A 17,033-nucleotide genomic window follows, 5' to 3' on the forward strand; every position below is an offset into this window, starting at 1 on the left:
TTCTCTCAGGCATTCGCAGGTACGCGGACTGTAGGGATCGGGGGCGAGCTCGGAGTCGCCTCCGTATCATGGTACCATCCTGGACATTCGAGCTTCGCGGCAAGTTTCTCTCTCCATTCTTCATCTCACAGACACGCCACGCCGTGGTTTGACCGTCTCCCATGCCGAGCATCGGCGATATCATTACATTCGCTTTCAATCCCACCGCATGGACATCACGGTTGTTGAATGCGAACTTGTCGCGCCTCGCGATTCCCTGCTCGAGAACCGAGGCTATCCAGCCATGAGTGGCTAGTAGGCGGCATGCGATGGAAGCAAAAGGAATGATGGAAGAGTTGTCTGACGTATCAATGATCAACCGCGCGCTGAAGGTTATCTGCCGGGAGCTTGGGGTTGAGCGTGATCGAAAGTTGGTCCTTCAGATTGCCACTCTATTGGTCCGCCTTGTAAAAGAGGGCCACTCGCTTGATACCGATCACTTGATTTCCATCGCCAAAAGCCATTTATCGGACATTACTGGCACATCAACATCCGAGCACCCCGCGTCATCCTAGAGCCGCTTTGAGGCGCGAATGCCGTGAAGCGACCAATTGAACGGCCGCCCTCGGGGCTCGGAAGTGAAGCACGCGGCATCGCTGGGTGTGCAAGTGCCACACCCTTATCGCGGTTCGATGGCCCGCGCGTTAAACCCGGGCCGCGCGCTTACCACCGTGCAATATTTCCAGTTGCGGAAATACGCGAAACAAAGCGCCTTACGCAACCCGTCTAAGGGGTCTGCTAAGCACCTCCCAGGCTTAAACAATTCGGCAATTTTTCATTGTTCGTGAATGTCGCTTGAGCTGTCGAATTATCAACCCTTTTGGTCAGCAAGCACACATCCAAGAGCTAACATCAGGTTTCTATGAACTGCTCCGTAATGCCGAAAGGACGTCTATATCGGCTAACCCGGTAACCGTGATACTTTTTATCCGTCGACGTGAGGTTGGCTAACCTGTTGGCCACATAAGTTCCAACTATCGCGAATGGGAGGGTGCGGCTAAGCCGTCGGATCGCCAGCTTTGGAGGCAAGCGTTCCTTTGCCGTCAGTGGGCAGCCCCCGCGGCTTCATCTGGTCGGGAAGCACCGCGCGGCGCTTCCCTCCAACAAACACTCGAAAGTCAAATTTCAGGGCAGCCTCGCGCGTTGGCGAACACGATACGGTCAGGGCCGCGGCGCGTCATACCTTCGATTATAATCCTGCGGGAATTCGCGCTAGCGATTCGAGCGCGTCGAAACCCTTCGTCACGCGCGGCATCCAAAGCCTCGTCGGGGCTGCACCCGCGCCCTCTGTCATAGCCGTCGCGGTACCGGTCAGGATATCGATCACGATCGCGTACATCGACGCCGCCAGGCCCGACACGCAGTTCCAAACCCTGGCCGGCGGCCGGCAGAACGGCAACCATTAAATCCGCCGCGATAATCGCCGCAGCAAAAGCGTACTTGGTAATCTTGATCATTCTCCATCCTCCAAACTACATTGACCATGCAACAGTGGAGCCGCCTGATTGTTCCCACGACAAAAGTCGCGTGAGTTGTTCGCGACGATTGCTGACCTCGGCAAGCGAAAAGCGCGAATGACGGCACGACTAAACTCGGAGGCTGGATTTGTTTGAGAGCGTATGGGAACGCGGCCCATCGTCGAAGGATCGGCCGCGTGTTTGGAAGCCTCGATTGGAAAGCACGTCAAGCGCGCGGGTTACCCGTTGCCCACGACGATCTCCAAGGCGTTGATGACGGAACCAACCCCCACGATGGATCTGGCAACTTCAGTGGCCCGCTGCGCTTCGGCCAAACTCGACACAGCGCCCCGCAACGTGATCTCGCCGTTCATGTCGACAACCACGATGTCGGAAGGATCAAGGGACCCATCTTTTGAAAGGGCGTTTGCCACCTTCGTTTCCAAGCTTGCGTGGTTGGGCGATTCAAGATCGGACTCAGGTTTAAGTCCGTGGAAGTTCCGTTCACGCGTCACCATCTCTGTTCTCCTTGATCGATCCTGCCAGGCGACATTTAGCGTGCTTTCACCGTATGCCGCGCTGTACGAGGAACCCGGACGAGCAGGATTTTGTTCCCGCGGTCCGATGAGAGCCAACATCGATCGGTGGCTTCGGTCAGATCCAGTCCTGGTTGGGGCGGAAGCTGAGTAATACCGGATCGATAAAAACGGTCGACCCAACTTTCTCGTCGGCACATAGTGAGATGAAGCGGTTTGCGCGCCGTCGGTCGGAGGAGGATGTCGCGACGCGCGCGATAGTGTAATCTTGGCGTCCAAAAAGTGGGTTTAGCTTCCCGTCTGGTGATCCTTCAGGCGGTCGAGCTCAGGCCCTAAACTTCTCTCGCGCTTACGGACTTCGTCGCATGCGCGCCGATTGCGTTGCTCTCGTTCGGGATGTGAGACCGCCGTCGGCTGAACGAACGATGATGAGACGAGAGATCGGCTCCACCTATCTCGGACCGGCGGTGGGAAACAATTGGACGGTGTAACGCGACGGCCGCCGATCAAGAACTTTTTTTCGAAGCGCTGTCGGACGCCGGCGCGGCCGAACGTCTTATGGGATGGGCGATAAGAGGAATGGTCCCTTAAGCCGAGGAGGTCTAGATGAAGCAAGATGAAAATGCGGGTGACATCCAGATACAGACTCCGGTCGAACGTAGGGGAGACCGCGAGCTTGTCGCGAAACGAACCTTCAACGCGCCGCCGAATAAGGTGTTTAGAGCGTGGAGCCAGGCCAATATCTTCCAGCGTTGGTGGGTCCCTAGGTCGGCGACAGGCGTGCGGCTCGCATCTTGTCACATGGACGTCCGCACCGGCGGTGGCTATCGGCTCGAATTTAGCGCCGATCAGTCGGAAACGGTGGCCTTTCATGGCAAATATCTGGAGGTATCACCAAATGAGCGCATTGTTTGGACCAATGACGAAGGAGAAGCTGGCGCGGTCACGACCGTGGGCTTCGGGGACAACGGCGGGAAGACGCTTCTAACCTTCCAGGAAATCTATCCATCGCCCGAAGCGCTTGACGAAGCACTTGAGGGCAGCGCGGTCGCGTTGCCCGAGCAGTTTGACCAACTTGACGAATTGCTCGTTATCATGGACAGGTAGTGCAAATCGATCAGCGCTCGCGAGCGAGACGGCGGTGATCACTAGCGCGGGTCGTTGCGAGCGGGGAAACCGGGATTGGGCGAAGACGCCGACGATGGCGGGCACTACTTGCCAGACCTCCACCTACCGGTCGCTCATGGCGCCTAGCCCGGCGCTAAGCGCCTGGCGCGGTCCGACCACGGAGGGTTCATCGGCGACAGGGCTACACGTATCGGGCGAGCAAATGTTGCAGCATCTGGTTTTCCCTGAAAAGCCGATCACGCTCCAGGTTAGCACCAGATCCGGCATGGCCTGATTTTCGAATAAAAGGACGGATAGGTGATGGCTCGCACGATCGATCCGGCGCTATCGGCGTCCGACCGCTGCTAGCACCATCCGAGCGAAACCCGTCAACGGAAGCGCCCCCGCGAGGCGTCTGGACCTGACGGTGTCTTCCTCGGTGAGGGGTTTCGGGCGATATTCTGGTTGATCAGATTCCAAGATGCGATCTAGCTCGTGAATCCAGTCGATATATCTCTGTCGAAGAGGATGATCGGTTGGCATGTCGCGAACCTTCGCCTCGGCCAATCGTTTCCGGTCTCGGTTCAATGCGACGTCGAATCCCATGTGCCACCCTACGTTAACTTTTGGAACATAGAGTGAACATATGGATCACGCAACGTGAATCCAGCGAATTAAGGCGTTGGGTTCTCGCATCTCGCCCGAGCCGGGCCGAACGAAAGCTCGGTGCGCGTCATGAAGCGATGCGCCTCCTGAACCCTTTGTCGGCCAGTTATCCCTGGGATGCCCGTTGAGATTAAGTTTTTCAGACAGGGAATCAGCATTTAACCGCTTACGCCGATGCGAACCGGGGGGCTAAGGGACGCCACGAGATCATTGAGCGCTCCGAGGACGGCTAGACTAAAGGCCTCGCCTGATTGTCTAGAGCAATCTCCTCAGGCGCTCTTTCCGCCAATTGCTTCACCCAATGTGTCCGCGACGTAGGCACCGCGCTCTCCCATCGGCAACGGTGGCCCCGTGGTCGTGTCCCTGGCCGTCTGGTGTTCAAGCTCCGCGTTGAGCTCGCCCCCGATGATCAGAATGACTATGGACAGCCAGGTCCAAACCAGGAAACCGATAAGCGCCCCCAAAGTCCCATAGGTTGCGTCATAGTTCGCGAAATGCGTCAGATAAAATGAGAAGCCAAGCGACATCGCGAACCAGCATACCGTAACCAGAACGGAGCCCCAACTGATCCACCGAAGTCGGGCCGGTTGGCGACTAGGGCCGAAACGATAGATGGCGGTTGTGGCGACCGTGACAATCATGAACAGGATCGGCCAGCGGACAATCAATGCCATCTGTTCCTCAAACCGGTCGAGCCAGACATAGGAGAGAAGTATGGGAATGATCGCGACGAGTCCAACCATGAGTGTCGCCGAGGCCATCGCGCAGATCGTGAACGCGAGGCCAATGAGGTTCAACCGAATGAGCCCTCGCTTTTCCTCTTCATCATAGGCGACGTTCATTGCGTCGAAAATCGCCAACGTGGCACTGTGAGTGCTCCACAGCGCAACCGCCAAGCCAATAGTAAAGGTAACTCCAAGAGTCGAATTGCGGCTAGCCGTTAAAGTGCCGATCCGCTCCGCGATAAGATCAAAGGCTCCAGGCGGCAGAACGCCCGCCAGCTGACGTAGATGATCCGCCATGGTCGAGGGATCGGCAACTAGTCCATAAAGCGCTACAAGCGCCGAGATCGCGGGAAAAAGACCGAGCAGGAGGTAGAATGTGACGCCGGCTGCGATCAGCGTCACCCTATCCTCCGTGATCTGATGAAAAACGCGCCACAAGACATCTTTTATTCCGTTGATCGGAATTGCCTCTGGCACCTTGGCGTCGCGCCCATGGAGATCAGCAACGACCGGAAGCGCATTCATGCCTGGTTTGGTCTTTTTGCCCATCATAAGGGAAATACCGATGGCGGCCAGAAAAATTGCTTTTGTCACAACACCTCGTCGGCTCATTTCCTCACTCCGATCGACCACCGTTGATTGGAAAACGCTGGAGCTGTCGAAAAGATGCATGCCGGGTCGGGTCAACAAAGCTTTCGGTTTTGCGGGAGAACTCTTCGAGGCCTGCTGCCCGGCGTTAGATTCAGGTGACCACTTAAATAGCCTGTTTCATCGCCACTTCGAAGGCGAAGAGCCACGGTTAGGTGGGCCGAATGAGATTGCATACCCTTAAGCCCACGATGGCGGATGCGATCTCCGAGATTCGAGCAAGGGCACCCGTGGGGGCATAACCTTCAAGTACGATTATCCCACAGTCATCTGTAACCGTGATGTGAGCGTCCGCCAATTCCGACGCGTAGGCTAGGGCGGAAGATAGCCTTGACGATTGATCCGTGAGGGACGCGCGTGAACTTAAGAACTCGACGGATACGGATTCAGACATGACGATTTCCTTTGCGATAGGTAAACGTCATTCCCCGGTTTTTGTTCATCCGCCATTCATGTCATTCCCGATCGTGCCCCGTAGCGTGGTGTAAGTCGACGGTAGCAAAGCCGCTCGCGAGCGCGCCCTTAGCGCGCTGTAGCGAGTGAGCGGCTTTGCGGGCGGTCATCGATAATCTCCGGTATGGTTGGGTTGCTGACACTCAACCAGATACGAAGGATACATCGATGACCAACGACATAATGGACCTACGCAAGCTCGTGGAGAAGACCCCGGACGCGGATATTCTGCGCGACATGATCGGTTTTGCTGCTGAGCGACTGATGGAATTGGAAGTTAGCGCTGCAACTGGCGCGGCCCACGGTGAGAAGAGCCCATCACGATTGGCGCAACGCAACGGTTATCGCGACCGTGACTGGGAGACCCGTGCAGGTACGGTAGAGCTGCGTATCCCAAAGCTGCGTAAAGGGTCCTACTTCCCAACCTTCCTCGAGCCACGCCGCATGGCCGAGAAGGCGCTGACAGCTGTTATCCAGGAAGCTTACATTCAGGGCATCTCGACGCGTTCCGTAGATGATCTCGTCAAGGCCATGGGGATGAGCGGCATCTCAAAGAGCCAGGTTTCCCGCCTGTGCGAAGAGATCGATGACAAGGTCAAAGCCTTTCTCGATCGGCCAATCGAGGGCGACTGGCCGTACTTGTGGGTGGACGGCACCTACCTCAAAGTGCGGCGCGGTGGTCGCATCATCTCTGTTGCCGCCATCATCGCGGTGGGCGTCAACACCGATGGTCGACGAGAAGTCCTCGGTATGGAGGTCGGGACCTCAGAAGCTGAGCCGATCTGGACAGAGTTCTTGCGCAAGCTGACGCGACGAGGCCTACGCGGCGTTAAGTTGGTCATCTCCGATGCCCACGAGGGCATCAAGGCTGCCGTCTCCAAGGTCCTGTGCGCTAGCTGGCAGAGATGCCGGGTCCACTTCGCCCGCAATGTGCTGGCCCATGCAGGCAAGAGTGGCAGGCGGGTTGTTTCCGCCTTCATCGGAACAGCTTTCGCCCAGGAGACCCCGGAGGCCGCAAGCAGCCAATGGCGCAATGTCGCCGATCAAATCCGCCCTAAAGTGCCCAAACTCGCTGCGATCATGGATGAGGCCGAGCACGATGTCCTGGCCTATATGAGTTTTCCGAAGCAACACTGGACGAAGCTTCACTCCACGAATCCCATCGAACGTCTCAATGGAGAAATCAAGAAGCGGACGGATGTCGTCGGCATCTTCCCGAACGAAGACGCCATTGTCAGGCTCGTCGGTGCGATGCTCCTTGAGCAAAATGACGTGTATGGACCGCTCCCGGTTTGCAAGGATAATTTGAACGTCACGGCAGACACGGTGCTTGCGGTCGTGTATCCGGCCTATCTATGCGAGCCGCTCGGCCGCTGGCCTTGATGGTATTCGCGGATCGGCGGCCAGACAAATGGACGAGCTCATATGGCTCGCATCATTTCATGGGCCTTTGCCGAACCCGGATCATACCGGTTTGCCATCACATTCGCTTACCCTCGCAAACCAGCACTGGTCGTGGGAACAGTGCTGGAGTTTTTATGCTGCGGACAATGCCGCGGCAATTGGTTTGCGGTACTTTTCTTCACGTGTCAGCATTGCCCACAACGCACGTGCTGTCTTGTGGGCGACGGCGACAGCTGTGACGTTGGTCGGTCTGCGTGCCGCGAGTGCAAGCAGCCAAGGACGAGGTGTTACGTTTTTGCGGAACAACGTACCGACAATCGCTCTTGCGCCGTGGATTAGAAGCGCCCGCAGATATCGGTCCCCTCCTTTACTGATCCTTCCGATCCGCTCTTTCTTCCCGCTTGCATGCATCCTTGGTGTCAATCCAAGCCAGGCCGCAAAATGCCGCGCCGACTGGAACTGACGACCATTTCCCACAGCTGCTACGATCGCGCTCGCCGTGATAGGCCCAATGCCCGGGGCGGTCGCCAGTCGAAGGCTGTCTTCGCTGCTTTTATGCCACTCGACAATCTGTCGCTCGACAGCAGCGATTTGTTCTTCAAGTACATCGATATGATCAAACAGGGTATTGATGGCTTGGCAGGCGATCGATGGCAGCTGGTCTTGCGTCATTGCATTCATGCGCTGCCGCAATTCTGACATGCGGTAGCGGCCTTTCGATGCGATAAGCCCAAACTCACCAACCAATCCCCTCACAGCGTTGATCGATGCCGTTCGTTGGCGAACCAGCAAGGAACGAGACCGATGCAGAACGAGTACTGCCTGCTGATCTCGAGTCTTGATCGGCACAAAGCGCATGTTAGGTCGACCCGCAGCCTCACATATCGCCTCAGCGTCCGCCGCGTCAGTCTTGTTCCGTTTAACGTAGGGTTTAACATATTGCGGCGGAATGAGCCGAACGTCATGTCCTAGAATGACGAGCTCCCGAGCCCAGTGATGAGCGCTTGAGCATGCTTCCATTGCAATCAGACACGGCGGCAGCTTGGCAAAAAACGCCAACAGTTCACCGCGTCCAAGGCGGCGGCGAAGAACAGTTTGGCCGTCAGCATCGACGCCGTGAGCTTGAAACACTGTCTTTGCGAGATCAAGACCAATGGTGACAACAGGCATGGGATGGCTCCTCCGTGCTAAAAAGACAGCGCCATATTCGCTGAGGAAAAGGGAGCGGTCCATGCCATCAAGTGGGCGGTGCAACGGTCGCGCTACATGACAGTAGAAACCATCGGCAAAATGAGCGATGATCCAATCATCAGCTTGCCAGCCGTGGCACGTTGATCCTCCCGGCCTTGCCGGAGAGCACGGTGGCCTCGTCGGCACTTACACCATCTCATGGGACACGATCTCATTCCCACGCCCGTTGGATATCATGTGCTTGTCAGTACAAACTCGCGAGGTGGCGAAACTTCATCTTGACTGGGGTTGACGAAAGCATTGCCGGGCCGCGCGTCTTGATGGATCACGGCTCGATAAAGGACGTTCGAGCCATGAATGATCTGACGACGAGCCTCGTTGACCAGGTAAAGTTTCACGAGCGTGCCAGCGGCGTCACCTACAAACGGGACTAAGCCTCGCACGGCGACCGCGCCTATGCGCAGGCGCGTCAATGGGATACCCACGGCCATGTCCATGAGCGAGGCGACATAGGAAAGCCGCCTCAAGCGGAGCAAATCGTCCGCGCCAATACTCCCTTCAAACCTCGATTGCTCCGGATTGCCCTCTTCCGATTTTGGATTTCCGCCAAGCCGCGCGGAAGTTTTCGCCATCTTGTGATGACTCCTTCAGACGTTCAGTCCGCGCGCATAAGGGAGCCTGGCGTCGCGCTGGGGATGGGCTCCGCGTCCGAATGGTTCCCCGGCGTCATCCGGCCACTTGGTGGCACCACGCCTTGCGTCTGACCAACGTCATCGAATGCCGTTAGCTGGACAATCATCTCCCTTGCGCGAAGAACCGCGTGGTCGCCGTCAAGGCCCCCGTCGCCGCCTGCCATCGTGACTGAAACCACTTCTCGGCCTTCTCCCCTGAATTCCACGGTCACCCTTCCATCCGCAGCGTTGCTGACGTGTGTATCGGATAAGCTGCATCGCGTTGCTCCTTTTGCCGTCAAGGAACAATACGGATTGCCGCGGTGAGTTCCGCGCGTATCCATTTCAGGTCTCCCCTCTCGAAGGTGTGGCGACGGTCCACCCGACCCAACCCACCGTTCCATGGCCTAAGTCGCCCGGTATTTTTTGACGAAAGGATGCGTTGGCATTTACGTCGGACCGGCGAGGAAGACCGCTCTGGTTTGTCATCGTTTCCACGCTCAAGCATGAGGGTCACCGGTGATCGCTTGCAACCAGGTCAAGCGAAACGATTGCCGCGAACGTGGTGAACCAATCCGAAACTCCGGCGTTTGGAGAAAAACCAGGAGTTCAAAATGCTTTACGAAGGACCATTCCTCTCACAAACGCCGCCGGAAAGCCGCCATGCCATCGCCTTGGACGCGGCCAATGACGCGGTGTCGGAATTCGTGCGGTTCGTCCGCGACAATAGCATCGGTAACGACCTCGTTGACGAGATCGAACTTCCTATTCCTAAGCCCGTCCTGATAGAGGCATTCACGCGCGTGATCGCGGCGGAAGATCGACCCGATATTCGGGCGTTGCTGGTCAAGGCGGGATTGACTTTAAGCCAGTATCACATTGGCCTCGGTGAAAGGATCAAGGTACGCCCGATACCTGCCGGTACGAGATGCCGGGCGTCCAATCCCCACCTCGCGCGGAAATTTGCCTGCGCCCTTCTCCTGACCGCGACCGAGCGGACGCGGCTGACTGAAATTTACCAAAACGCCGTGAAGCTCGCACGGCACTAATTGGGACCACCCGCCCAAATTGTCGAGCGCGAAGCCCCAAGGGCGGCCAATTGATGCTCGACGCAAAGCGACATGGAGCATAATTATCGGTTGCAATGGGTTCCCCGACCTCGTTGCTGGTCAGCATGAATAATGGGGTTTGGAAGGCTGTTCGGCATGTTCCCAACGATGGTCTCGACAAAACTGCTCACCGGCGCGGACAGGCCTTCTGGTTCTCGAAAGGGTTCCCTTGGCGACCTTTCATTGTGGTTTCCGGAAGTCCATGTGGTCATAAAGGAATCGTGTAGCATTTCACGCTCTCTTCAACTCCTTGAAGAGATGCGTCGACCTTAAGCTTAAGAAGAGCACTCCCAAATTGCTCTTACGCAATCGGCAAATGTGCTGCCCTTACCAAGTCAGCCTTGAGCCGCGCCGTCTCCAGTCCCAGTTCGATAAACGCGAGCGCATGTTTTGCCAGGGCGACGTTGTCATCCCATAGATTTCTCCAGATCGCGGTCTTCAGCGACAGGTCTTTGTCGACGATGGTCGTCGAAAACGATTCGAACGTGACAAAGTCGTTCCAACCAATCGCAACGAGAGCGTCGAATATCGAGGCAAAATCGATGTTACCGGTTCCCAGATAGCCGCGATGACTTTCCCCGATATGAACGTAACCGATCTTTTCCGCGGCGTTTCGGATTGCGAGGCCAACATCTGCCTCCTCGATACTCATATGAAACGTATCCAGGTGCAGGAAGACGTTTGATGCGCCGGTGTCGCGAATGTATTCCAAGCCCTGCGCCGCGGTATTGAGCATGTTGCTCTCGAACCGATTGACGATCTCAAGGTTCAGGGTCACGCCCGCGGCCTTTGCACGATCAGCCACTTTAGAAAGCGTACCAACGCTCTGGTTCCATCCCTTTCGAGACAGCGAGCGTTCTTGTTTCCCGTGAGCCGAGCTCAATATGCCTGCCAGCTTGGTGCCGCCAAGATCGCGGACGAGCGCCACGGCGCGATCGAGAATCGCTTCACCGTTGGCAACAATTGACGGATCGTCGCTGGAAATATCACCATCTGCGGGCAGCCCCATGCTTACCGCGACATCGAGGCCAAGTTCCCGAATGCGGGACGCAAGCCACTTAACATCGACCTGCTGTGGGTCTAGGTAGGAAAATTCCACTAGTTTGAAACCAAGCTCTTGGGACCGCGCGAGGGTCCTCTCGATCTCGTCTTTTGAAGACCCCGCACTCCAGACAAACGAGTGGACACCGATTTTGGACATGACATCAATTTCCTGATTTCATTGTAGAATGAGCCCCGCCGAAAGCCGGACGTTCCGGCGGGGCACCGTGAGGAGATCTTAACGAGCCGCGGTCCAGCCCTTGTAGTCCTTGATGTTGTCCGCCGTGATCAGCTGAGGATCGAGGAGGACGGTAGCCTCTGCTGGCTTCTTCCCGTTGAACAAGTCGACTGCCATCTTCAGCGAGTCGCCCGCCATAGTGTAAGGGTCCTGGGAAGCCGATGCCTTGATCATCGAGTTTCCGCTGGCAAGCGCCTTTTCGATATCCGGCGCGCCGTCAACGGCAGTGAAGAAGAACTCGTTCCGGTTCAGCTGCTTGGCCGCAAGTTCTGCACCGATCGCTGTCGGATCGTTGATCGCGAAGACAGCGTCGATCTTGTCAAACCGGGTCAGAAGGCCCTGCATGACGGCCAGGCCACCGTCGCGCGAACCCTGCGCGTTCTGGTCGTCTGAAAGGATCTTGATGTCTGGGCTCTGCGTCAGGACGTTCTTGCAACCCTGGACGCGGTCGATGATCGAAGACGATGCTGGGCCGTTGATGATGACGACGTCGCCTTTGCCCTTGAGCTGATCGACGATGTACTTGCAGGCCTCCTCGCCTGCCTTGATGTTGTTCGTCATTACGGTGACGTCAGCGCCGGGCGCCGAAACGTCGAATGCCGCGACGATCACACCTGCTGCCTGCGCCTTCTTTACAGCTGGCGCGATCGCCTTGGCGTCGACGGCGTTTAGCATGATGATGTCGACGCCAGCCGCGACGAAGCTATCCATCTGCGAGACCTGCTTATTGAGGTCGTAGTCCGCTGAGACGGAAGTTACCTGGACATTCGGGTTGATTTCCTTGGCGCGGTCTTCGATGCCCTTGATCGTGGCGACGAAGAACGGGTTGCCGAGAAGACCGACCGAGATGCCGATCTTCTGAAGTTCCTTGGCAGAGGCGGGCATTGCAACGGCAGCCGCGAGCGCGGTACCGATGAGCAGTTTAGAAAACAGACGCATACTTTCCTCCATTTTGGCGCTCCCCGCGCCATTGCTCCGGTAATCCCGGTTTCTTGAGCCACACCTCATGTGCGGCTAAGCCCTTTCAGCCGATAGCGGTCGAGCGCCACGGCGACGATGATGACAAGTCCCTTGATGATGTATTGCCAGATGTCGGAGACCCCGACGAGGATGAGACCGTTGGACAGAACCGCGATAATCAGAGCCCCGATCAGCGTGCCCCATATCGAGCCGACACCACCGACGAAGCTGGTACCCCCAAGGATAACCGCTGCGATCGCGTCCAGTTCGTAAGCCTGACCGAGCTGCAGACCATTTGCCGCATAAAGACGGGCCGCGGACATCACTCCACCGACGCCCGAGAGAAGCCCAGACATCGAGTAGACGAAGAGTAGGACGAGTGGCACCTTGATGCCCGTCAACCGTGCGGCTTCGACGTTGCCGCCCACTGCGTAGATCCAAGTGCCTAGTACGGTCCGCTTCAGAATGAACCAGGAGATTACAATGGTGGCGAGCGCGATGATCGCGAGCCATGGGATTCCGAAAAGAGAGCCGTTGCCGATGAAATCAAACGGGAGGTCGGCGTTGAAGACCGTCGTGTCGTTGCCGAGTAATCGGGCTATGCCACGCATCGCCGTCAACGAGCCGAGCGTCACGATAAATGGTGGCAGCTTGAGGAACGAGATGATGACACCGTTGACCACGCCACATGCCAGCCCCACGCCGATCGCCGCCGGGATACCCAGCATCCCGACTTCGGGATAAAGCGAAACGATGACACCGACCATCGCGGAGGCCGCCAGGATCGAGCCGACCGACAAGTCGATACCGCCGGTCAAGATGACGAATGTCATGCCCGCGGCAAGCACCGTGTTGATCGAGGCCTGCTGGGTGACAATCGAAAGGTTGTTCACGCTGAGGAAACGGCCGCTCAAGAGATGAAAGCCGAGTGCCAGAATGACCAGCACCGGCAGCATCCCCAGCGCGGTCAATGTCGACCTGAATTTTGCCTTGCTGGCGTTTGTGTGATCGGTCGATGTGGAGGTCATGATGTAATCCCGTTGTCTATGGTTTCAGGCCTCAGGCTACCTTGGATGCCGATCCCGTGGAGAAGGCCATAACGGCCTCTTGGCTAATCGGGTGATCGGGCGATGCATGTACCTCGCCAGCGATTAGGCCTTCGCGCATGACAAGCACACGGTCGGCAATGCCGATGATCTCGGGCAGGTCGCTCGAAATCACCACGATGGCGATCCCGCTTTGCGCGAGTTCGTCGATAATCCGGTAGATTTCCGACTTGGCACCTACGTCGACGCCACGCGTCGGCTCATCAAAGATGATGACCCTGGGTTTGGTCTCGAGAAGACGCGCGATAAGAGCCTTCTGCTGGTTGCCACCCGATAACGCTCCGACGTTAATGCTTGCGCTCAGCGTACGAATGGAGAGTGACTTGATAGCCCGGGTGGCACGCTCCTTTGCAGCAGCGAAGTTCAGTATGCCTCCGCGACCCGCATCCTTGCCGATAACGCCGATGTTGATGTTCTCGTTAATCGTCAAATCGAGGAAGAGCCCAAGCCCCTTTCGATCCTCGGTCAGGTAAGCAATCCCGGCATCCATGGCGTCACGTGGTCCACCGATGGTTAGCTCTCGCCCGTCGAGGGTCACTGTTCCAGATGTCTTGCTGTCCGCTCCAAAAATAAGCCGCGCGAGCTCGGTTCGACCTGAGCCGACAAGGCCAGCGATACCCAAGACCTCGCCAGCCTTTGCATCGAAGGAGCAGCCATGCACGCGGCGACCATCGCCTATGTCCTTGACGGCCAAGACAGTCTTGGCCGCCTGTAGAGGTGCACGGTGTTCCTTTTTGTAGAAGGACGACAGATCGCGACCCACCATCATTGCCACGAGCTTTTCGGCGGACAAATCATTGCGATCAAGCGTGCCGACATACGCGCTATCGCGCAGCACGCTCACCCGGTCAGCTAGCGCGTAGATCTCTTCCATGCGATGGCTGATATAGATGATAGCAATCCCCCGCGCCTTCAGACCGGCGATTACCTCAAACAAGCGTTCGGTTTCCCTCGACGTCAGTGAGGTCGTCGGTTCATCCATCACGATGATCTTCGCGTTGGTCGTCAAAGCACGTGCGATCTCGACCATTTGGCGCTCACCCAAAGAGAGAGCGGCGACAGGTTGCGACGGCCCGAATGAGATGCCGAGCTGCTTGAGGATTGGCTCAACACGACTGCGGGCCTCAGCTTTGTCCACGACACCATAGCGAGAAGGTTCGGTTCCGAGAAACATGTTCTGGGCAACGGTGAGGTTAGGGGCGAGCGACAATTCCTGATAGATTACCGAGATACCGTTTGCCCTGGCCTTAATCGGATCTCCTGCCACGATCGGCTTGCCATCTACGAGAACAGCGCCACCTGGATCAGCCGTATAAGCGCCGGACAGGACCTTCATAAGCGTTGACTTCCCAGCGCCATTTTCCCCCATCAGAGCATGAACTTCTCCCGGGTAGACCGTGAGCGACACCTTGGTCAGAGCCTTGGTGCTCCCGAAAGTCTTGCTGATGTCGCGCATCTCAAGCACAGGAGCGCGATCCGTGTTCCCTCCAGTTGTCATGAGTGAAACTCCTTGCGTGGCCGGACCACCTCTGCCTCTTCGATCTCGATCAATGATCGCCAAGCTTTGCGATAGGCCTCAAGCCCGAAGAGGGGCATTGGTTCTGCCCGTGTCGTTTCATTTCTGAATGGAAATTGCCCGACGGTTTCGAAGACGAGCGCGGCGGCCCCGAATGCGCTTCCCTCAGCGGTCGCGCTTGAGTAGACGTCCTGCGAGGGTCGGAGCTCAGCGAGAAGCTCGGCAAACAAACCTGTTTTCACCAGGCCGCCGTCAATGACGATCGAATTTTCCGACCTTATCAGATCGAGGCACAAGTCTGTCATCAAGGTGACGTAGAGAAGTGCGGCAGCTGCCCGCTCCTCACCCTCGACAAGCGGCCCTACGAAGCGGCCGTTGAACCCCTGCATCGGACCACCTGGGGCAAAAGACGGCAGACCGAAGACGCCCTTTGCAATCACTTGCGACAGTGCATCAACACTAACGGGCTTATTCCAACCGCCGCTCGCAAGCTCGTACTCTCTTCCGCCCATGAAACGGATTGTAGGGGCAGCTTTTCCATCGACGGTAACATTGGCCAGCATGTCACGATGCTCATCGAGGGCATCCAACGGGCAAGCCGCATTGAAGATGACGACCCATGTACCGGTTGACACGAGCGTGAAGTCGTCGAACCCAACCGAGCGATAATAGTAAAGCGCCGAATTGCTGTCGTGAACGCCATTATGGACTTGGACTTCGGCGCGGTTACCACCTTGGAGCGGGCTTCGCCAATTTCCGATAGCAGCACCCGCGCGTACAAACGCCGGCATCTTTTCTCGCCAGCCCTGACGATCTACCAAGCTACTAAAGTCCTCGTTCAGAGGTGCCCAGAGATGAGAGTGGCAACCGATGTAGGAGACTTCCGACACCTTGCCGCCGGAAAATTTCCAGGACCAGTATTGCGGATATGCCAGGATCGCGTCGGCCCTCCCCAGGCTTTCCGGCTTGGCCGCCTCCAACCAGAGAATGTGCCGGCCGTAGTTGAACCCGAGAGGGAGTTTGGGCGAGTAGGTCTCACTGAAAACTGGAGCCAACATATCGATGCGCTGCCTAAGCATCTCTGGTGGCTCTTGCTCATAGTCGAGGATCGGATGCGTCAGATGGTCATCTTGGACGAGCGCGAAGGTACAACCATGTCCTGAGAACATGACGTGCCCGACCGCGTGATCCTCGACAGCATTCAGGAGTGAGCTTGTCATCCATCCAAAAAGCGCTTCATCGTCGAGCACACGAATTCCGTCGCGCTCGATCCAGGCTGGCTTTGTCCTTAATTCCGCGAGGATCGATCCATCCGCGCCGAACACGAACAGCTTCGAGTTCGTCTTGCCTAAATCGAAGACAGCCACGGCGCTTCCAGACGTCATCCCTGCCCCCCGACCGCCGCGATCATGATGGTGATCCCCGCGTCTTCAAGCATTTTCGCGCCGGCATCCGACAAGCCGTCATCGGTGACGATCGTCCCAATACGCGAAAGCGGCAGGACAAGGTTGCGCGGCTGAATGGAAAGCTTCCGGCTATCCGCCAGCAAGACGATCTCGTCCGCGCAACTGCTCAGTTCACCGATCGCCTTGGTCAAAAGGGGATGCGACTCTAAGAGCCCTTCGCCGCTAATACCCTGCGTGCCGAGGAAGAAGCGGGAGGCGAAGAAGTCCGGCGCGCCAGCCGACGCATCGTGAATGATACCCGGCTCTCTATATAGAACGCCGCCAGCGAGGAGAAGGCTGCAAGTGCCATGCTCACCTAGATAGGCAGCAAGCGGCATGGAATTCGTATAGAGGCGGACATTGCGCCGGGCCAACTGCAGTCCCAACTGGTAGCATGTTGAACCCGCGTGAACGATGATCGAGTCTCCGTCCCGCACGAGGCTCGCAGCTTTCTCGGCAATAGCGCGCTTGGCATCAACCGCGATGTCGCGATTCTCATCGTATGGCCGTGCCGACAGGCGACCAGAAGCAGCCGACTCGTTCGCGGAGATACCACCGTATACTTTTCGGGCGACGCCGATTTCATCGAGCTTGTCGATGTCACGTCGGATCGTTGCCGGAGAAACACCGAGCCGCTCCTGCAGGTCGCGCACGGATGCGAACGGCCTCTCTTGAAGCATCTCCGTGATCAGGCGATGGCGATCGGAATCGTTCAACTATA

At 57.2% G+C, this 17,033-nt stretch carries 15 protein-coding genes; 4 read left to right on the forward strand and 11 right to left on the reverse strand.

The genetic code is table 11. The features are described from left to right. The first annotated feature begins 308 nt into the window (after positions 1-308). The gene (locus tag P3R82_RS11235) at positions 309-554 is read left to right on the forward strand and encodes a hypothetical protein (protein ID WP_283193874.1); all 246 of its coding nucleotides are present in this window, start codon (positions 309-311) and stop codon (positions 552-554) included. Positions 555-1,157: 603 nt separating this feature from the next. Here the strand turns inward: P3R82_RS11235 and P3R82_RS11240 are convergent. Next, positions 1,158-1,442: a hypothetical protein gene (locus P3R82_RS11240; RefSeq protein WP_283193935.1), complete on the reverse strand. Its 285-nt coding sequence runs from the start codon at positions 1,440-1,442 to the stop codon at positions 1,158-1,160. A 293-nt stretch (positions 1,443-1,735) separates the two neighbouring features. Beyond that, positions 1,736-2,014 carry a BON domain-containing protein gene (locus P3R82_RS11245; RefSeq protein WP_162718164.1) on the reverse strand — a complete coding sequence of 93 codons (279 nt, stop codon included), beginning with the start codon at positions 2,012-2,014 and terminating at the stop codon, positions 1,736-1,738. Between the two features lie 624 nt (positions 2,015-2,638). Between P3R82_RS11245 and P3R82_RS11250 the strand changes: the two genes are divergently transcribed. Beyond that, positions 2,639-3,139, forward strand: coding sequence for an SRPBCC family protein (locus P3R82_RS11250; protein ID WP_283193875.1), 501 nt, complete (start codon positions 2,639-2,641; stop codon positions 3,137-3,139). 935 nt (positions 3,140-4,074) lie between these two features. Here P3R82_RS11250 and P3R82_RS11255 read toward each other — a convergent pair. Further along, complete coding sequence (locus P3R82_RS11255) at positions 4,075-5,082, reverse strand: YihY/virulence factor BrkB family protein (protein WP_283193936.1); 1,008 nt, start codon at positions 5,080-5,082, stop codon at positions 4,075-4,077. Between the two features lie 717 nt (positions 5,083-5,799). On the opposite strand from P3R82_RS11255, the gene P3R82_RS11260 reads away from it, so the two are divergent. Continuing rightward, positions 5,800-7,014, forward strand: a complete 1,215-nt coding sequence (locus P3R82_RS11260) for an IS256 family transposase (RefSeq protein ID WP_283193876.1) — start codon at positions 5,800-5,802, stop codon at positions 7,012-7,014. 153 nt (positions 7,015-7,167) lie between these two features. Here P3R82_RS11260 and P3R82_RS11265 read toward each other — a convergent pair whose 3' ends face one another. Both P3R82_RS11265 and P3R82_RS11270 read right to left on the reverse strand, forming a co-directional pair. Further along, positions 7,168-8,205: an IS110 family transposase gene (locus tag P3R82_RS11265; protein ID WP_283193877.1), complete on the reverse strand. Its 1,038-nt coding sequence runs from the start codon at positions 8,203-8,205 to the stop codon at positions 7,168-7,170. A 254-nt stretch (positions 8,206-8,459) separates the two neighbouring features. Continuing rightward, positions 8,460-8,858 (reverse strand): DUF4112 domain-containing protein, encoded by a 399-nt coding sequence (locus tag P3R82_RS11270; RefSeq protein WP_283193878.1) that lies wholly within the window; start codon positions 8,856-8,858, stop codon positions 8,460-8,462. 653 nt (positions 8,859-9,511) lie between these two features. Between P3R82_RS11270 and P3R82_RS11275 the strand changes: the two genes are divergently transcribed. Beyond that, the gene (locus P3R82_RS11275) at positions 9,512-9,946 is read left to right on the forward strand and encodes a hypothetical protein (protein WP_113037615.1); all 435 of its coding nucleotides are present in this window, start codon (positions 9,512-9,514) and stop codon (positions 9,944-9,946) included. Positions 9,947-10,307: 361 nt separating this feature from the next. Here the strand turns inward: P3R82_RS11275 and P3R82_RS11280 are convergent, their stop codons facing one another. The 6 genes from P3R82_RS11280 to P3R82_RS11305 form a co-directional block, all read right to left on the reverse strand. After that, entirely contained in the window at positions 10,308-11,207 is a 900-nt protein-coding gene (locus P3R82_RS11280; RefSeq protein ID WP_112950108.1) for a sugar phosphate isomerase/epimerase family protein, read from the reverse strand. 78 nt (positions 11,208-11,285) lie between these two features. After that, complete coding sequence (locus P3R82_RS11285; RefSeq protein ID WP_111563795.1) at positions 11,286-12,224, reverse strand: ABC transporter substrate-binding protein; 939 nt, start codon at positions 12,222-12,224, stop codon at positions 11,286-11,288. Positions 12,225-12,289: 65 nt separating this feature from the next. After that, a complete protein-coding gene (locus P3R82_RS11290; RefSeq protein WP_111563796.1) occupies positions 12,290-13,273 on the reverse strand; it encodes a ribose ABC transporter permease in 984 nt (327 codons plus the stop codon). Positions 13,274-13,304: 31 nt separating this feature from the next. Continuing rightward, positions 13,305-14,849 carry a sugar ABC transporter ATP-binding protein gene (locus tag P3R82_RS11295; protein ID WP_283193879.1) on the reverse strand — a complete coding sequence of 515 codons (1,545 nt, stop codon included), beginning with the start codon at positions 14,847-14,849 and terminating at the stop codon, positions 13,305-13,307. After that, positions 14,846-16,252, reverse strand: a complete 1,407-nt coding sequence (locus tag P3R82_RS11300) for a carbohydrate kinase (RefSeq protein ID WP_283193880.1) — start codon at positions 16,250-16,252, stop codon at positions 14,846-14,848. Before P3R82_RS11300 ends, P3R82_RS11295 begins: the two co-directional genes overlap by 4 nt. After that, entirely contained in the window at positions 16,249-17,028 is a 780-nt protein-coding gene (locus tag P3R82_RS11305; protein ID WP_111563798.1) for a DeoR/GlpR family DNA-binding transcription regulator, read from the reverse strand. Before P3R82_RS11305 ends, P3R82_RS11300 begins: the two co-directional genes overlap by 4 nt. Between the last annotated feature and the right edge of the window lie 5 nt (positions 17,029-17,033).

Source organism: Rhizobium sp. AN80A, assembly GCF_030053015.1.
GTDB lineage: Bacteria > Pseudomonadota > Alphaproteobacteria > Rhizobiales > Rhizobiaceae > Rhizobium > Rhizobium metallidurans.